Source organism: Streptomyces sp. NPDC046866, assembly GCF_040704625.1.
Taxonomy (GTDB): Bacteria; Actinomycetota; Actinomycetes; order Streptomycetales; family Streptomycetaceae; genus Streptomyces.
Genome location: NZ_JBEYXN010000012.1, coordinates 20,141 through 35,415 on the forward strand (window position 1 = coordinate 20,141; position 15,275 = coordinate 35,415).

Genomic DNA, 15,275 nt, shown 5'->3' on the forward strand with positions numbered 1-15,275 from the left:
GAGTTTCGATCGGGTGCGAGGCGCGGCCCGCCGCCGGCCCGTCCGCCCGGGGCGGGAACGGCGACGGCCGCGCCTCCCGGGTGGGAGGACGCGGCCGTCGCCGTACGGTCGTACCGGGGCCGGTCAGGCACCCATCGCGTGCAGACCGCCGTCCACGTGGACGATCTCGCCCGTGGTCTTGGGGAACCAGTCCGACAGCAGGGCGACGACGCCGCGGCCGGCCGGCTCCGGGTCGCTCATGTCCCACTCCAGCATGGAGCGGTGGTTCCAGGTGTCCGCCAGCTCGCCGAAGCCCGGGATGGACTTCGCGGCCATGGAGCCGAGGGGGCCGGCCGAGACCAGGTTGCAGCGGATGTTCTCCTTGCCCAGGTCGCGGGCGAGGTAGCGGCTGGTGGCCTCCAGGGCGGCCTTGGCCGGGCCCATCCAGTCGTACTGCGGCCACGCGAACTGCGCGTCGAAGGTGAGGCCGACGACGGCCGCGCCCTCCGCCGGGAACAGCGGCTTGCAGGCCATGGTCAGCGACTTCAGCGAGAACGCCGAGACGTGCATGGCGGTGGCGACCGACTCGAACGGGGTGTTCAGGAAGTTGCCGCCCAGGGCGTCCTGCGGGGCGAAGCCGATCGAGTGGACGACGCCGTCGAGGCCGCCGAGCTCGTCGCGGACCAGCTGCTCCAGACGGGCCAGGTGCTCGTCGTTGGTGACGTCGAGCTCGATGACCTTGACCGGCTTGGGCAGCTTCTTGGCGATGCGCTCGGTCAGGGTGGGCCGCGGCCATGCGGTGAGGATGACCTCGGCGCCCTGCTCCTGGGCCAGCTTGGCGACGTGGAAGGCGATGGAGGACTCCATCAGCACGCCGGTGACGAGGATCCGCTTGCCCTCGAGGATTCCGCTCATGGTGATCAGTGACCCATGCCCAATCCGCCGTCAACGGGAATGACGGCTCCAGTGATGTACGCGGCGTCGTCGGACGCCAGGAAGCTGACGGCTGCCGCGATCTCCTCGGGCTGCGCGTAGCGGGCGAGCGGCACGTTCGCCACGATGGCCGCACGCTGCTCGTCGGTGAGCACCTTCGTCATGTCGGTGTCCACGAAACCGGGGGCGACCACGTTGAAGGTGATGTTGCGCGACCCCAGCTCGCGGGCGAGCGAGCGGGCGAAGCCGACCAGGGCGGCCTTGGAGGCGGCGTAGTTGGCCTGGCCGGCCGAGCCGAGGAGGCCGACGACCGAGGAGATCAGGACGACGCGGCCCTTCTTGGCGCGGAGCATGCCGCGGTTCGCGCGCTTGACGACGCGGAAGGTGCCGGTGAGGTTGGTGTCCAGGACCGAGGTGAAGTCCTCCTCGGACATGCGCATCAGCAGCGTGTCCTTGGTGATGCCGGCGTTGGCCACCAGCACCTCGACCGCGCCGTGGGCGTCCTCGATCTCCTTGTAGGCCTGCTCCACCTGCTCCGAGTCGGTGATGTCGCAGCGGACCGCCAGGACGCCGAGTGCGGTGAGCTCCTCGGGCGGCTCGCCCGAACGGTACGTGATCGCGACCTTGTCGCCCGCCTGGGCGAAGGCTCGGGCGATGGCGAGGCCGATGCCCCGGTTTCCTCCGGTGACGAGAACCGAGCGGCTCAACGGATCACCCTTTCGACTAGCGGTCTGAGTACCAGAAACCTATAGGCCCCGCCTGCCGCGCGCAGAATCGGTCTCCCACAGGGCCGCAGGACGGGCTCTGTCGAGTCCCTACAGAAAGTGGTAGGCACGAGCGCCCCGGCCGCGCCATGATCGGGGGGACCGGCCCTGACCTCGGGAGGAATTCCGTGCCCCATTCCATCGACGCGGCCTTCACCGCGCTGCCCCTGAGGGCGCTCGCCGACGCGGCGCTCGCCCGGGCGCGCGCGCTGGGCTCCGAGCATGCCGACTTCCGGCTGGAGCGCATCCGCAGCGCCTCCTGGCGCCTGCGGGACGCCAAGCCGGCCGGCGGGTCCGACACCACCGACCTCGGGTACGCGGTCCGGGTGGTGCACGGGGGCGCCTGGGGCTTCGCCTCCGGCGTGGACCTGACCATGGACGGCGCCGCCCGGGTGGCCTCGCAGGCCGTGGCCATGGCGAAGCTGTCGGCCCAGGTGATCAAGGCGGCCGGGTCCGACGAGAGGGTCGAGCTCGCCGACGAGCCGGTGCACTCCGACCGGACGTGGGTCTCCGCCTACGACGTCGACCCCTTCGAGGTGCCGGACGCGGACAAGGCGGCGCTGCTCGCCGACTGGAGCTCGCGCCTGCTGGCCGCCGACGGGGTCGCGCACGTGGACGCGTCCCTGCTCGCCGTGCACGAGAACAAGTTCTACGCCGACACCGCGGGCACCATGACCACCCAGCAGCGGGTGCGGATCCACCCGCAGCTCACCGCGGTCGCCGTGGACGCCGCCACCGGTGAGTTCGACTCGATGCGCACCATCGCCCCGCCGACCGGCCGCGGCTGGGAGTACCTGACCGGCACCGGCTGGGACTGGGACTCCGAGCTGGAGCAGATCCCCTCCCTGCTCGCCGAGAAGATGCGCGCGCCGAGCGTCGAGGCCGGCCGGTACGACCTGGTGGTCGACCCGTCCAACCTGTGGCTCACCATCCACGAGTCCATCGGCCACGCCACGGAGCTGGACCGGGCGCTGGGCTACGAGGCCGCGTACGCGGGCACCTCCTTCGCCACCTTCGACCAGCTGGGCACGCTCAAGTACGGCTCCCCGATCATGAACGTGACCGGTGACCGCACCGCCGAGCACGGCCTGGCCACCGTCGGCTTCGACGACGAGGGCGTCGAGGCGCAGAGCTGGGACCTGGTCAAGGACGGCACCCTGGTCGGCTACCAGCTGGACCGGCGGATCGCGCGCCTGACGGGCCTGGGCCGCTCCAACGGCTGCGCCTTCGCCGACTCCCCCGGGCACGTGCCCGTCCAGCGCATGGCGAACGTCTCGCTGCAGCCGGATCCGGGCGGGCTGTCCACCGAGGACCTGATCGGCGGCGTCGAGCGCGGCATCTACGTGGTCGGCGACCGCTCCTGGTCGATCGACATGCAGCGCTACAACTTCCAGTTCACCGGGCAGCGGTTCTTCCGCATCGAGAACGGCCGGCTGGCCGGCCAGCTGCGCGACGTCGCCTACCAGGCCACCACCACGGACTTCTGGGGCTCCATGGAGAAGGTCGGCGGCCCGCAGACGTACGTGCTGGGCGGCGCCTTCAACTGCGGCAAGGCCCAGCCGGGCCAGGTCGCGGCGGTCTCGCACGGCTGCCCCTCGGCGCTGTTCCGCGACGTGAACATCCTGAACACCACCCAGGAGGCCGGCCGATGAGCACGCTTTCGAACGGACGCAGCAAGCCCCACGAGATCGTCGAGCGGGCCCTGGAGCTGTCCACCGCCGACGGCTGCGTCGTCATCGCCGACGAGGAGTCCTCGGCCAACCTGCGCTGGGCGGGCAACGCGCTCACCACCAACGGCGTCACCCGCGGCCGGACCCTGACGGTCATCGCCACGGTCGACGGCAGGGAGGGCACGGCCTCGGGGGTCGTCACGCGCTCCGCCGTGACCGCCGGGGACCTGGAGCCGCTGGTCCGGGCCGCCGAGGCGGCCGCCCGCGCGGCGGGCCCGGCGGAGGACGCGCAGCCGCTGGTCACCGGCACCCCGGCCTCGCCGGACTTCGCCGACGCCCCCGCCGAGACCTCCTCGGCGGTGTTCACGGACTTCGCCCCGGCCCTCGGCGAGGCCTTCGCCCGGGCCCGGGCGGGCGGCCGGGAGCTGTACGGCTTCGCCCACCACACGATGGTCTCCACGTACGTCGGGACCTCGACCGGGCTGCGGCTGCGCCACGACCAGCCGAACGGCACCCTGGAGCTCAACGCCAAGTCCCCCGACCGGCAGCGCTCGGCCTGGGCCGGACGCGCCACGCGGGACTTCAAGGACGTGGACCCCACCGCGCTGGACGCGGAGCTCGCCGTACGGCTGGGCTGGGCGGAGCGGCGGATCGACCTGCCGGCCGGGCGGTACGAGACGCTGCTGCCCCCGACGGCCGTGGCCGACCTGCTGATCTACCAGATGTGGTCGGCGGCGGCCCGGGACGCGGTGGAGGGCCGGACGGTGTTCTCCAAGCCGGGCGGCGGCACCCGGATCGGCGAGAAGCTGTCGCAGCTGCCGCTGACCCTGCGCAGCGACCCGCACGCGCCGGGCCTGGAGTCGGCGCCGTTCGTGATCGCGCACAGCTCGGGCGACGACGCGTCGGTGTTCGACAACGGCCTGCCGGTCCCCCCGACCGACTGGATCAAGGACGGCGAGCTGGCCCGGCTGGCCACGACCCGCCACACCGCGGCCCTGACCGGGCAGCCGCTCTCCCCCGGCTTCGGGAACCTGCTCCTGGACGGCGGCGGGGAGCGGTCGCTGGAGGAGATGGTGGCCGCCACCGGGCGGGGCCTGCTGCTGACGTGCCTGTGGTACATCCGCGAGGTGGACCCGGCGACCCTGCTGCTGACGGGCCTGACCCGGGACGGCGTCTACCTCGTGGAGGACGGGGAGGTCGTCGGCGAGGTCAACAACTTCCGCTTCAACGAGTCCCCCGTGGACCTGCTGTCGCGGGCCACGGAGGCCGGCCGGGCGGAGAAGACCCTGCCCCGCGAGTGGAGCGACTGGTTCACCCGGACCTCCATGCCGGCCCTGCGCATTCCCGATTTCAACATGAGTTCGGTCAGCAAGGGCGTCTGACCACCTAGAATGTGCGTCGAACCCCTCATCCGCACCCCTACTCACTCCATCCTTCAAGGAGAGTCACGACCGTGACGGACATCGTCGACGAGCTGAAGTGGCGGGGCCTTTTCGCCCAGTCCACCGATGAAGAAGCGCTGCGCAAGGCCTTCGCGGACGGTCCCGTCACGTTCTATTGCGGGTTCGATCCGACGGCGGCGTCCCTGCACGTGGGCCACCTCGTGCAGGTGCTGACCGTACGCCGGCTCCAGCAGGCCGGGCACCGGCCGCTGGCGCTGGTCGGCGGGGCCACCGGCCAGATCGGCGACCCGCGCCCGACCGCCGAGCGCACCCTGAACGACCCCGAGACCGTCGCCAACTGGGTGACGCGCCTGCGCACCCAGATCGAGCCGTTCCTGTCCTTCGAGGGCGAGAACGCGGCGGTCATGGTGAACAACCTGGACTGGACGGCGGGCCTGTCCGCCATCGAGTTCCTCCGGGACATCGGCAAGCACTTCCGCGTCAACAAGATGCTGACCAAGGACTCCGTCGCCCGGCGCCTGGAGTCCCAGGAGGGCATCAGCTACACCGAGTTCAGCTACCAGCTGCTCCAGGGCATGGACTTCCTGGAGCTGTACCGGCGTTACGGGTGCACCCTCCAGCAGGGCGGCTCGGACCAGTGGGGCAACCTGGTGGCCGGCCTCGACCTGATCCACAAGCTGGAGCCCGAGGCGCAGGTCCACGCGCTGGCGACCCCGCTGATGGTGAAGGCGGACGGCACCAAGTTCGGCAAGACCGAGAGCGGCGCCGTCTGGCTCGACCCGGAGATGACCACGCCGTACGCGTTCTACCAGTTCTGGCTGAACGTGGACGACCGGGACGTCTCGACCTACCTGCGGATCCTGTCCTTCAAGTCCCGCGAGGAGCTGGAGGAGCTGGAGCGGCAGACCGCCGAGCGGCCGCAGGCGCGCGCCGCCCAGCGGGCGCTCGCGGAGGAGCTGACGACCCTGGTGCACGGCGCGGACCAGTGCGCGGCCGTGATCGCCGCGTCGAAGGCGCTGTTCGGCCAGGGCGAGCTGGCGGAGCTGGACGAGGCCACGCTGGCCGCGGCCCTGTCCGAGCTGCCGCAGGCGAAGGTCTCCGAGGTGGGCCTCGTGGTGGACCTGTTCGCGGAGACCGGGCTGGTCGCGAGCAAGTCGGCCGGCCGCCGGACCGTGAAGGAGGGCGGCGCCTACGTGAACAACGTGAAGGTCACCGCCGAGGACGCGGTCCCGGCCGCGGAGGACCTGCTGCACGGGCGCTGGCTCGTGCTGCGCCGCGGCAAGAAGAACCTCGCCGCGGTGGAGGTCACGGGCGCCTGAGGGCCCGTACGGCGCCCGCACGCGGGTGGCCGGCAGGAGGGGCACGGCGCGGGGGCCGGTCCGGACGCACACCGTCCGGACCGGCCCCCGCGGCGTTCCGCGGCCCGGCGCTCAGGCGGCCTCCCTCTTCCGGTTGCCCCGCAGGGACATGTAGGCCATGTCGCCGAGGCCGACGATCAGGATCGCTCCGGCCAGTTGGAGCAGGTGCCGGATCCAGTCGATGCCCCGGGTGTCCTCGACGCCGATCCAGTGGGAGACGGCGTTGCCGAGGACGGCGCCGATGATGCCGAACAGAGTGGTCAGCCAGAGCGGCTGGTGCTGCTTGCCCGGCAGGATGGCCCGGGCAATGAGGCCCAGCACGAAACCCACGATGATCGCCCACAACCACTGCATGTCGAGCCTCCTTGGCGCGTCGTGCGCATGTGGGGCCAGTTTCGACCCGTCCGGCGCAGCGCGCACGTCGGACCGGTCCGTTCGGGGGCACCCCCCTCTCCTCCTCCCTGCGGGGCCGGGCGTACGGTGGAAGGGACCGGACGAAAGGAGTGTCCGGCGCATCGGATCGGGCGGTGGAGCATGCTGCGGAAGAAGCGGAAGGGGGCCGAGGTCTTCCGGATCACCGGAGCCAGGATGGGCCTCAACGAGGACGTGCGCGGGCGGCAGCGCCGTTACGTGCTGTCGATGGCGATCAGGACGCTGTCGGTCCTGGCGACCGTGGTGCTGTGGAACGTGCAGCGCCCTGTGGCCGTCGTGACCCTCGTCGCGGGCGCGCTGCTGCCGTACGTGGCCGTCGTCATCGCCAACGCGGGGCGCGAGTCGACCCCCACGCTGCCGTCGAACTTCATCCCCTCGCCTGTGCGTCCGGCCCTGGACGCGGGAAACCTCAAGAAAAGCTCAGATCAATCATGAAGTTCCGGTGCACTGTACCGGGTCCTGCGTGACATACTGCCTACGCGCTCCGCATCCCCCGTCGGAGCGACGGACCGACGCCGGGCAGCTCCCCCCGTGGCTGCTCGGCGTCGCCCTTTCCCGGGGCCGGTTTGTAGGGTTGGGGCGTGAACTCCCCTGACACTCCCGAGACTCCCACCTGCTCCGCCAAGGGCTGCCGCGCCGCGGCCGTCTGGGTCCTGGCGTGGAACAACCCGAAGCTGCACACGCCGGAGCGCCGCAAGACCTGGCTGGCGTGCGAGGAGCACCGCGAGCACCTGTCGCAGTTCCTCGGGGTCCGCGGCTTCCTGAAGGACGTGGTGAAGCTCGACGAGTGGGTGCAGCCGGAGGGCTCCGAGCGCCCCTAGGGGCGGACAGAAGTGCGGCCGGCCCGTCTGCTCTGCGGACGGGCCGGCCGTTGCGTGCGGGGAGCCGGCGGTCAGCCGCCGATCGCCGACATGGGGCGGTCGGGCTGGAGGAAGCTCGGGTCGTCGAGGCCGGAGCCGGCCTTCTTGCCCCACATCGCCACCTTCCACAGGCGGGCGATCTCCTCGTCCGGCGCGCCGGAGCGCAGGGCTCCGCGCAGGTCGGACTCCTCGGTGGCGAAGAGGCAGGTGCGGATCTGGCCGTCGGCGGTGAGCCGGGTGCGGTCGCAGGCCCCGCAGAAGGGCCGGGTCACGGAGGCGATGACGCCGACGGTGGCCGGGCCGCCGTCGACGATCCAGCGCTCGGCGGGAGCGGAGCCGCGCTCGTCGGCGCCTTCCTCGGTGAGGGTGAACCGGGTGCGCAGGGAGGCCAGGATGTCCCCGGCGGTGATCATGCCCTCGCGCTTCCAGCCGTGCTGGGCGTCCAGCGGCATCTGCTCGATGAAGCGGAGCTCGTAGCCGTTCTCCACGGCCCAGGCCAGCAGGTCCGGGGCCTCGTCCTCGTTCAGGCCGGGCATCAGCACCGCGTTGACCTTGACGGGGGTCAGGCCGGCCTCGCGGGCGGCGGCCATGCCGTCGAGGACGTCGCGGTGGCGGTCACGCCGGGTGAGCGTCTTGAAGACCTCGGGCCGCAGGGTGTCCAGGGAGACGTTGACCCGGTCCAGTCCGGCGGCCTTGAGCGCCTGTGCGGTGCGCTTGAGGCCGATGCCGTTGGTGGTCAGCGACATCTTGGGGCGGGGCTGCAGGGCGGCGCACTGCTCGACGATCCCGACCAGGCCGGGGCGCAGGAGCGGCTCGCCGCCGGTGAAGCGGACCTCGGTGATGCCCAGCTGCGTGACGGCGATGCGTATCAGCCGGACGATCTCCTCGTCGCTGAGCAGGTCCGACTTGCCCAGCCACTGCAGGCCCTCCTCGGGCATGCAGTACGTACAGCGCAGGTTGCACCGGTCGGTGAGTGAGACCCGCAGGTCAGTGGCCACGCGGCCGTAGGTGTCGAGAAGCACTGTGGGCCCCCTCCCCTGTCCGGTTCCAAGAGGTCTGCGCCGCCGGATGGACTGTGCATGCGCTGTGATCGAGCCTACGCGACGGGGGTGTCTTCTCGGGATACCCGATCGAACGAGAGGCGCCGCGGCCGTGTCGTAGGGACGTACGACACGGCCACGCTGGGTGTTCGGGTCCTCTCACAGGAGCACCGTGATCAGTGCGCGCCCGTGCCGGTGAGGGAGCGGACCTCCAACTCCGCGAACTTCGCGGGGTCGGCCTCCTCCTTGGAGAGCACGGTGCCCAGCCAGCCCAGCAGGAAGCCGAGCGGGATGGAGACGATGCCCGGGTTCTCCAGCGGGAACCAGTAGAAGTCGGCCTCCTTGAACATCGAGGTGGCCTTGCCGGAGACGACCGGGGAGAAGAGGACCAGCACGACCGAGGAGACCAGGCCTCCGTAGATCGACCACAGGGCGCCCCGGGTGGTGAACCGCTTCCAGAAGAGGCTGTAGAGGATCGTCGGCAGGTTGGCGGAGGCGGCGACGGCGAAGGCGAGCGCGACCAGGCCGGCGACGTTGAGGTCGCGTGCGAGGGCGCCGAGGCCGATGGCGACGGCGCCGATGACCACGGTGGACCAGCGGGCGGCCCGGACCTCCTCCTCCTCGGTGGCGTTGCCCTTGCGGATCACGTTCACGTACAGGTCGTGGGCGAAGGACGAGGAGGAGGCGAGGGTGAGCCCGGCGACCACGGCGAGGATGGTGGCGAAGGCCACGGCCGAGATCACGGCGAGCAGGATCGCGCCGCCGGTGGAGCCGGCTCCGCCGCCGAGCTCCTGGGCGACGAGCGGGGCGGCGGTGTTGCCGGCCTTGTTGGAGGCGATGATGTCGGTCCGCTTGAGCAGGGCGGCGGCGCCGAAGCCGAGGGCGATGGTCATCAGGTAGAAGGCGCCGATGATGCCGATGGCCCAGTTGACGGACTTGCGGGCGGCCTTGGCGGTGGGAACCGTGTAGAAGCGGATCAGGATGTGCGGCAGTCCGGCGGTGCCCAGCACCAGGGCGAGCCCGAGGGAGATGAAGTCCAGCTTGGTGGTGGAGTCCTTGCCGTACTTCAGGCCGGGTTCGAGGAACTTGGCGCCCTGGCCGCTGTTCTCTGCGGCCTTGCCGAGCAGGTCCGAGATGTTGAAGTTGAACTTCAGCAGGACCAGGAAGGTGATCAGCAGGGCGCCCGCGATGAGCAGCACCGCCTTGATCATCTGGACCCAGGTGGTGCCCTTCATGCCGCCGATGGTCACGTAGACGATCATCAGTACGCCGACCAGGGCGACCACGGCGACCTTGCCGCCGTCGCTGGTGATGCCGAGCAGCAGCGAGACGAGGACGCCGGCGCCGGCCATCTGGGCGAGCAGGTAGAAGATCGAGACCACGATGGTGGAGGTGCCGGCGGCGGTGCGGACCGGGCGCTGGCGCATCCGGAACGCGAGCACGTCGCCCATCGTGTAGCGGCCGGAGTTGCGCAGCGGCTCGGCGACCAGCAGCAGGGCCACGAGCCAGGCGACGAGGAAGCCGATGGAGTACAGGAAGCCGTCGTAGCCGAAGAGCGCGATGGCGCCGGCGATGCCGAGGAAGGACGCGGCGGACATGTAGTCGCCGGAGATGGCCAGGCCGTTCTGGAAGCCGGTGAACTGGCGGCCGCCCGCGTAGAAGTCGGCGGCGTCCCGGGTCTGGCGGCCGGCCCAGATGGTGATGATCAGGGTGGCGACGACGAACAGCCCGAACAGGGTGATGATCAGCGGCCGGTGCTCGGTGGCGCCGGCGGCCGTGGTGGTGGCGTGGAGGGCAGCGCTCATGCCTCGGCCTCCATCCGCTCCTTGATCGCCGCGGCCTGCGGGTCGAGCTTCGCGGCGGCGTGGCGCGAGTAGAGCCAGGCGATGAGGAACGTCGTGGCGAACTGGCCGAGGCCGAGGACGAGGGCGACGTTGATGTTGCCGAACAGCTTGGTCCCCATGAAGCCGCCGGCGTAGTTGGACAGCAGCACGTACAGCAGGTACCAGGCGATGAAGGCCACCGTGAGCGGGAAGGCGAAGGCGCGGTGCGAGCGGCGCAGCGCGGCGAACTCGGGGCTGTGCTGGACGGCTTCGAACTGTTCGGCCGTGGGGCTTGCCGTGGGCGTTCCCGCGCTGCCCGGCGGCGGCGCTGCTTGGGTGGTCACGGGGGGCTCTCCTTGTGACGCGGATGCGGTGGGGACGGACAAATCAACCTCCGTGTGGGGGAACGGCGCGCCGGTCCCCCTGAGAAGGGCACGGCCGGCACGCCCGGACGGTTCACCACCCGTGGATTCTTTGGGAACTGATTTCTCGAACTCATGGCGCAAAGGCGAACGTCAGCGCTAGGTTCGCGTGTCATGAACCCGTCGTCCTGCGCGACCGCGCGCGGACGACTTTTTCACGGATGATGTGGAGAACCCATGGCTCATCTGGGATCCGGCCGCCGGCGCCTCGCCGTACCGGTCGGCCTGGCGCTCACCGCCTCCCTCGCCTTCCTGCCCTCCGTCGCGGCCTCGGCCGCACCGGTGGGCACCACGGCGGGTGCGACGGCCGCCAAGCCCGACACCACCGGCCCGAAGCTGTCGTACGTGGCGAACCTGACCGCGTACGGCACGGCGAAGCAGGCGAAGGAGGCCATCGAGGCCGCGGGCGGCACGGTGGTGACGGCCTACGACCAGATCGGCGTGGTCGTCGCGCACTCCCAGAACCCCGAGTTCGCCAAGACCCTGCGGGCGCAGCGCAACCTCTTCGTGTCGGTCGGCGCCACCCGGACGGCGCCCCTGAAGACGGTGCAGACCACCGACGAGGGCACCACCCAGAAGCTCGGCGCGGCGGACGCCGCCAAGGCCGCGGCGCTGGCCACGGAGGGGCAGGAGCCGCTGGAGCCCAACCAGTGGGACCTGCGGGCGATCAAGGCCGACGAGGCTCACAAGATCAACGATGGCAGCCCGGACGTGACGGTGGGCGTCATCGACACGGGTGTCGACGACACCCACCCGGATCTCGCACCGAACTTCGCCGCGGACAAGTCGGCGAACTGCGTCGGCGGCGTCGCGGACACCTCCGCGGGCGCCTGGCGCCCGTACGCGGACGGCAGCGACCACGGCACGCACGTGGCCGGCACCATCGCAGCCGCCCGCAACGGCATCGGCGTCTCGGGCGTCGCGCCGGGCGTGAAGCTCGCCGCCGTCAAGGTGAGCGAGCCGGGCACCAGCCTCTTCTTCACCGAGGCGGTCGTCTGCGGCTTCGTCTTCGCCGCCGAGCACGGCATCGACGTGACGAACAACAGCTACTACGTCGACCCGTGGTACTTCAACTGCAAGAACGACGACGACCAGAAGGCCCTCGTCGAGGCGATAACCCGGGCGACCCGCTACGCGGAGCGCAAGGGCACCCTCAACGTGGCCTCGGCCGGCAACTCCAACTGGGACCTGTCGGCGGACTCCATCGAGGACACCACCAGCCCCGACGACGGCACCCCGGTGACGCGCACCATCAACCCGCACGAGTGCCTGGACCTGCCGACGCAGCTGCCGGGCGTCGTCACGGTCTCCGCCACCGGTGACAAGGGCTTCCGCTCGTACTACTCCAGCTACGGCCTCGGCGTCGTCGACGTGGCCGGCCCCGGCGGCGACAAGTGGCAGGTCCCTGCCACCCCGGACGCCAACGGCCGCGTGCTCTCCACCCTCCCGGGCGGCGGCTGGGGCTACAAGCAGGGCACCTCGATGGCCGCCCCGCACGTCTCGGGCGTCGCGGCGCTGCTCAAGAGCGCCCACCCGAAGGCCACGCCGGCGCAGCTCCAGCGGATGCTGAAGGAGCAGGCCACCAAGGCGACCTGCCCGACGCAGGTGTACGACGCCACCGGCAAGCTGATCGACGCCACCACCTGCCAGAGCAAGTGGGGCCAGACGGGCTACTACGGCTACGGCATCGTGGACGCGCTGAAGGCCGTCAAGTAACCCTTCCACGGCGAACGCACCGAGGGGCCGGCCGGGGATTCCTCCCCGGCCGGCCCCTCCGGCCGTTCACCCGGGCGTCAGGGGGTGATGATCACCTTCAGGGCGCTGCGGTCGTCCATCGCGCGGTAGCCGTCCGGGACCTCGTCCAGGGAGACCGCCCGGTCGAAGACGGGCGCCGGGTCGATCGCGCCGCTCAGCACGTCCTCCAGCAGCTCCGGGATGTACGCGCGCACCGGCGCCACGCCGCCGCGCAGGCTGATGTTGCGGTCGAACATCGCGTCGAGGTCGATGCCGGTGGCGCTGCCGTGCGGGACGCCGACGTAGCCGATGGTGCCGCCGTCGCGGGCGATCCGCACGGCGGTGCGCATGGCCTGCTCCGTGCCGACCGCCTCGATCACGCAGTGCGCGCCCTGCCCGCCGGTGAGCTCGCGCACGGCGGCCTCCGCGGCCTCGCCGCGCTCGGCGACCACGTCGGTGGCGCCGAAGCGCTTGGCTATGTCCGTACGGGCGCTGTGCCGGCCCAGGGCGATGATCCGCTCGGCTCCGAGCCGCTGGGCGGCGAGCACGCCGCACAGGCCGACCGCGCCGTCGCCGACCACGGCCACGGTGGAGCCCTTGCGCACGCCGGCGCCGAGCGCCGCGTGGTGGCCGGTGCCGAGGACGTCGGACAGGGCCAGCAGACCGGTCAGCAGGTAGTCGTCGGAGGCCGCCTCGGCGGGCAGCTTGACGAGGGTGCCGTCGGCGTACGGGACGCGGACGGCCTCGCCCTGGCCTCCGTCGTGGCCGACCGAGCCCCAGAAGCCGCCGTGCACGCAGGAGGTGTACAGCCCCTCGGAGCAGAAGTCGCAGGTGCCGTCGGACCAGACGAAGGGGGCCACGACCAGGTCGCCGGCCTTCAGGCCGGAGACGGCGGAGCCGGTCTCCTCGACGATGCCGAGGAACTCGTGGCCGATGCGCTGGCCGGGCTTGCGTGCGGCCTCGCCGCGGTAGGCCCACAGGTCGCTGCCGCAGATGCAGGCACGCAGCACGCGGACGACGGCGTCCTCGGGGCGCTGGATCGCAGCGTCGGGCACCTCCTCCACGCGTATGTCGTGCGGGGCGTGGATGACGGTGGCGCGCATGGTGGTGCAGCCCTCCGGGGTCAGGTCGGGATTTCTGTACCGGCAGGTCGTGCCGGGTCGACCTCCCTACGGTACGCCCTTGCGGCGAGTGCCCCGTCGGCCAGCAGGTACTGGGCCGCCGCATAGGTCGCCATGATCCAGAAGTCGGGGCGGGGCGGCTGCGGCCACGAGGCGACCCCGGTGGCGATCAGCGAGTCGGAGAGCAGGAAGAGCGCCCCGCCGAGCCCGGCCCGCAGCCCGAGGGCGCTGGAGCGGTAGGCCATGGCCGTCAGCAGCAGGCTGTAGCAGGCGACGGGGATCCGCAGGGCCGCCGGGAGGTCGGCCCACAGCAGGCCGACGGTGCCGAGGAGGGCGGCGGCGTACGCGGCACCGAGCCCGGGACCGGTCCTGCGCCGGGCGAAGAGCAGCAGGTAGCACACGTGCCCGGCGGCGAAGGAGCCCATGCCGACCAGGAAGGCGGGCTCGGCGTCGAAGAGCAGGGCCAGGTCCCCGCCCCAGCCGAAGAGCAGGGCCGCCACCAGCAGCCGCGGGGCGCCGGGGCGGGTGAGGACGTACGCGACGAGCAGCGGCATCAGCAGCGGCTTGGCGAGGACGTGCCCGGGGTGCCAGCCGGCGAGCAGCGCGGCGAGGTCGGCGGCGGTGGCCGCGGCGAAGGCGCCGAGCGCGAGGCGGCCGATGCGCTCGCGCCGGGCGGCGTCGCCGGCCGGGGCCGCGGCACGCGGGGCAGCACCTCCGGCCGGGGCCGCAGGGCGCAGGGCGGCGGGGGCCGCAGGCCCGGCCCCCGGACTGCCGCGCCCTGCACGCCGGCGGGGCCGGTCGCCGCCCGCCGCGGCGCTCATGCGGCGCGCTCCGCCGTGCCCGTGGGTGCGGCGCCGGCGGCCGTGCCGGCGTCACCGGCTGCGGCGGCGGGCGCGGGGCTCCAGCCGGGGCCGCGGAAGACGCGGCCCGCGCGCTCGCGCCAGGTGGCGGCCGCGCGGACGTCGCGGGCGATGGCGGCGTACTCGTGGGTGGCGACGCGCAGCGGGTTGTAGGTGCTGATGTTCTTCGTGAGCCCGAAGACGGGCCGCTCCTCCTCGCCGACCCAGGAGCCGAACATCCGGTCCCAGATGATCAGGATGCCGCCGAAGTTCCGGTCCAGGTAGCCGCCCTGGGAGGCGTGGTGGACGCGGTGGTGGGAGGGGGTGTTGAAGACGTACTCGACCGGGCGGGGCAGCTTGTCGATGCGCTCGGTGTGGATCCAGAACTGGTACAGGAGGTTGACCGAGTAGCAGAAGGCGACGGCCGCCGGGTGGACGCCGAGGGCGATCATCGGCAGGTAGAACGGCCAGGAGGTGGCGCTGGTCCACGGCTGGCGCAGGGCGGTGGTGAGGTTGAACTTCCGGCTGCTGTGGTGGACGACGTGGCAGGCCCACAGGATCCGGATGACGTGGTGGCCGCGGTGCTGCCAGTAGTAGAAGAAGTCCTGGGCGAACAGCATGAGCAGGAAGGTCCACCACAGGAACGGCACCCGCAGCGGGGTCAGTTCGTAGACCGCGGTGTAGATGGCGACGACGGGGATCTTCCAGAGGAAGTCGAAGAAGATGCTGCCGATGCCCATGGCGAGGCTGGTGGCGGCGTCCTTGGCCTCGTACCCGGCGGCGTCCTCGTCGGGATGGATCCGGTAGCTCACCACCTCGATCACGGTGAGCAGGACGAAGGCGGGTATCGACCACAGCACGACATCGGGCAGGTTCGGCATGCCCGCACCATAGAGG

15 protein-coding genes are annotated in these 15,275 nt (G+C 71.7%); 6 read left to right on the forward strand and 9 right to left on the reverse strand.

Features of this window, described 5'->3' with window-relative positions; genetic code table 11:
* Positions 1-123 precede the first annotated feature (123 nt).
* Together fabI and fabG are read right to left on the reverse strand one after the other, a co-directional pair.
* Positions 124-894, reverse strand: coding sequence for an enoyl-ACP reductase FabI (gene fabI, locus AB0953_RS19030; protein WP_189812590.1), 771 nt, complete (start codon positions 892-894; stop codon positions 124-126).
* 5 nt (positions 895-899) lie between these two features.
* Complete coding sequence (gene fabG, locus AB0953_RS19035) at positions 900-1,619, reverse strand: 3-oxoacyl-[acyl-carrier-protein] reductase (protein WP_366860654.1); 720 nt, start codon at positions 1,617-1,619, stop codon at positions 900-902.
* 185 nt (positions 1,620-1,804) lie between these two features.
* On the opposite strand from fabG, the gene AB0953_RS19040 reads away from it, so the two are divergent.
* From AB0953_RS19040 to tyrS, 3 genes are all read left to right on the forward strand, one after another.
* Complete coding sequence (locus tag AB0953_RS19040; RefSeq protein ID WP_366860655.1) at positions 1,805-3,328, forward strand: TldD/PmbA family protein; 1,524 nt, start codon at positions 1,805-1,807, stop codon at positions 3,326-3,328.
* Entirely contained in the window at positions 3,325-4,728 is a 1,404-nt protein-coding gene (locus AB0953_RS19045) for a metallopeptidase TldD-related protein (RefSeq protein ID WP_366860656.1), read from the forward strand. Before AB0953_RS19040 ends, AB0953_RS19045 begins: the two co-directional genes overlap by 4 nt.
* A gap of 71 nt (positions 4,729-4,799) precedes the next feature.
* Positions 4,800-6,068: a tyrosine--tRNA ligase gene (gene tyrS / locus AB0953_RS19050; RefSeq protein ID WP_366860657.1), complete on the forward strand. Its 1,269-nt coding sequence runs from the start codon at positions 4,800-4,802 to the stop codon at positions 6,066-6,068.
* A 111-nt stretch (positions 6,069-6,179) separates the two neighbouring features.
* On the opposite strand, the gene AB0953_RS19055 is transcribed toward tyrS, so the two are convergent.
* Positions 6,180-6,461: a GlsB/YeaQ/YmgE family stress response membrane protein gene (locus tag AB0953_RS19055; RefSeq protein ID WP_366860658.1), complete on the reverse strand. Its 282-nt coding sequence runs from the start codon at positions 6,459-6,461 to the stop codon at positions 6,180-6,182.
* Between the two features lie 180 nt (positions 6,462-6,641).
* Between AB0953_RS19055 and AB0953_RS19060 the strand changes: the two genes are divergently transcribed.
* Together AB0953_RS19060 and AB0953_RS19065 are read left to right on the forward strand one after the other, a co-directional pair.
* Positions 6,642-6,974: a DUF3099 domain-containing protein gene (locus AB0953_RS19060; protein ID WP_366860659.1), complete on the forward strand. Its 333-nt coding sequence runs from the start codon at positions 6,642-6,644 to the stop codon at positions 6,972-6,974.
* Between the two features lie 146 nt (positions 6,975-7,120).
* Positions 7,121-7,360, forward strand: coding sequence for a hypothetical protein (locus tag AB0953_RS19065; RefSeq protein WP_366860660.1), 240 nt, complete (start codon positions 7,121-7,123; stop codon positions 7,358-7,360).
* A 71-nt stretch (positions 7,361-7,431) separates the two neighbouring features.
* Here AB0953_RS19065 and moaA read toward each other — a convergent pair whose 3' ends face one another.
* The 3 genes from moaA to AB0953_RS19080 form a co-directional block, all read right to left on the reverse strand.
* Positions 7,432-8,421 (reverse strand): GTP 3',8-cyclase MoaA, encoded by a 990-nt coding sequence (gene moaA / locus AB0953_RS19070; RefSeq protein WP_366860661.1) that lies wholly within the window; start codon positions 8,419-8,421, stop codon positions 7,432-7,434.
* Positions 8,422-8,615: 194 nt separating this feature from the next.
* Complete coding sequence (locus AB0953_RS19075) at positions 8,616-10,244, reverse strand: cation acetate symporter (RefSeq protein ID WP_366860662.1); 1,629 nt, start codon at positions 10,242-10,244, stop codon at positions 8,616-8,618.
* A complete protein-coding gene (locus tag AB0953_RS19080; protein WP_366860663.1) occupies positions 10,241-10,606 on the reverse strand; it encodes a DUF485 domain-containing protein in 366 nt (121 codons plus the stop codon). The genes AB0953_RS19075 and AB0953_RS19080 overlap by 4 nt, the downstream gene beginning before the upstream one ends.
* Positions 10,607-10,861: 255 nt before the next feature.
* Between AB0953_RS19080 and AB0953_RS19085 the strand changes: the two genes are divergently transcribed.
* On the forward strand, positions 10,862-12,400 hold the full coding sequence (locus AB0953_RS19085) for a S8 family serine peptidase (protein WP_366860664.1): 1,539 nt from the start codon (positions 10,862-10,864) through the stop codon (positions 12,398-12,400).
* A gap of 77 nt (positions 12,401-12,477) precedes the next feature.
* Here the strand turns inward: AB0953_RS19085 and AB0953_RS19090 are convergent, their stop codons facing one another.
* The 3 genes from AB0953_RS19090 to AB0953_RS19100 are packed head-to-tail and all read right to left on the reverse strand — an operon-like array spanning position 12,478 to position 15,259.
* Positions 12,478-13,521: a zinc-dependent alcohol dehydrogenase family protein gene (locus AB0953_RS19090; RefSeq protein ID WP_366860665.1), complete on the reverse strand. Its 1,044-nt coding sequence runs from the start codon at positions 13,519-13,521 to the stop codon at positions 12,478-12,480.
* Positions 13,522-13,541: 20 nt separating this feature from the next.
* Entirely contained in the window at positions 13,542-14,360 is an 819-nt protein-coding gene (locus AB0953_RS19095; RefSeq protein ID WP_366860666.1) for a lysoplasmalogenase, read from the reverse strand.
* Positions 14,357-15,259, reverse strand: a complete 903-nt coding sequence (locus tag AB0953_RS19100; protein WP_366860667.1) for a sterol desaturase family protein — start codon at positions 15,257-15,259, stop codon at positions 14,357-14,359. The genes AB0953_RS19095 and AB0953_RS19100 overlap by 4 nt, the downstream gene beginning before the upstream one ends.
* Between the last annotated feature and the right edge of the window lie 16 nt (positions 15,260-15,275).

Coding starts and splice junctions, on each gene's coding strand:
- fabI (WP_189812590.1), bottom strand. CDS start 894: ATGAGCGGAATCCTCGAGGGCAAGCGGATCCTCGTCACCGGCGTGCTG.
- AB0953_RS19045 (WP_366860656.1), top strand. CDS start 3,325: ATGAGCACGCTTTCGAACGGACGCAGCAAGCCCCACGAGATCGTCGAG.
- AB0953_RS19055 (WP_366860658.1), bottom strand. CDS start 6,461: ATGCAGTGGTTGTGGGCGATCATCGTGGGTTTCGTGCTGGGCCTCATT.
- AB0953_RS19060 (WP_366860659.1), top strand. CDS start 6,642: ATGCTGCGGAAGAAGCGGAAGGGGGCCGAGGTCTTCCGGATCACCGGA.
- AB0953_RS19075 (WP_366860662.1), bottom strand. CDS start 10,244: ATGAGCGCTGCCCTCCACGCCACCACCACGGCCGCCGGCGCCACCGAG.
- AB0953_RS19085 (WP_366860664.1), top strand. CDS start 10,862: ATGGCTCATCTGGGATCCGGCCGCCGGCGCCTCGCCGTACCGGTCGGC.
- AB0953_RS19090 (WP_366860665.1), bottom strand. CDS start 13,521: ATGCGCGCCACCGTCATCCACGCCCCGCACGACATACGCGTGGAGGAG.
- AB0953_RS19095 (WP_366860666.1), bottom strand. CDS start 14,360: ATGAGCGCCGCGGCGGGCGGCGACCGGCCCCGCCGGCGTGCAGGGCGC.
- AB0953_RS19100 (WP_366860667.1), bottom strand. CDS start 15,259: ATGCCGAACCTGCCCGATGTCGTGCTGTGGTCGATACCCGCCTTCGTC.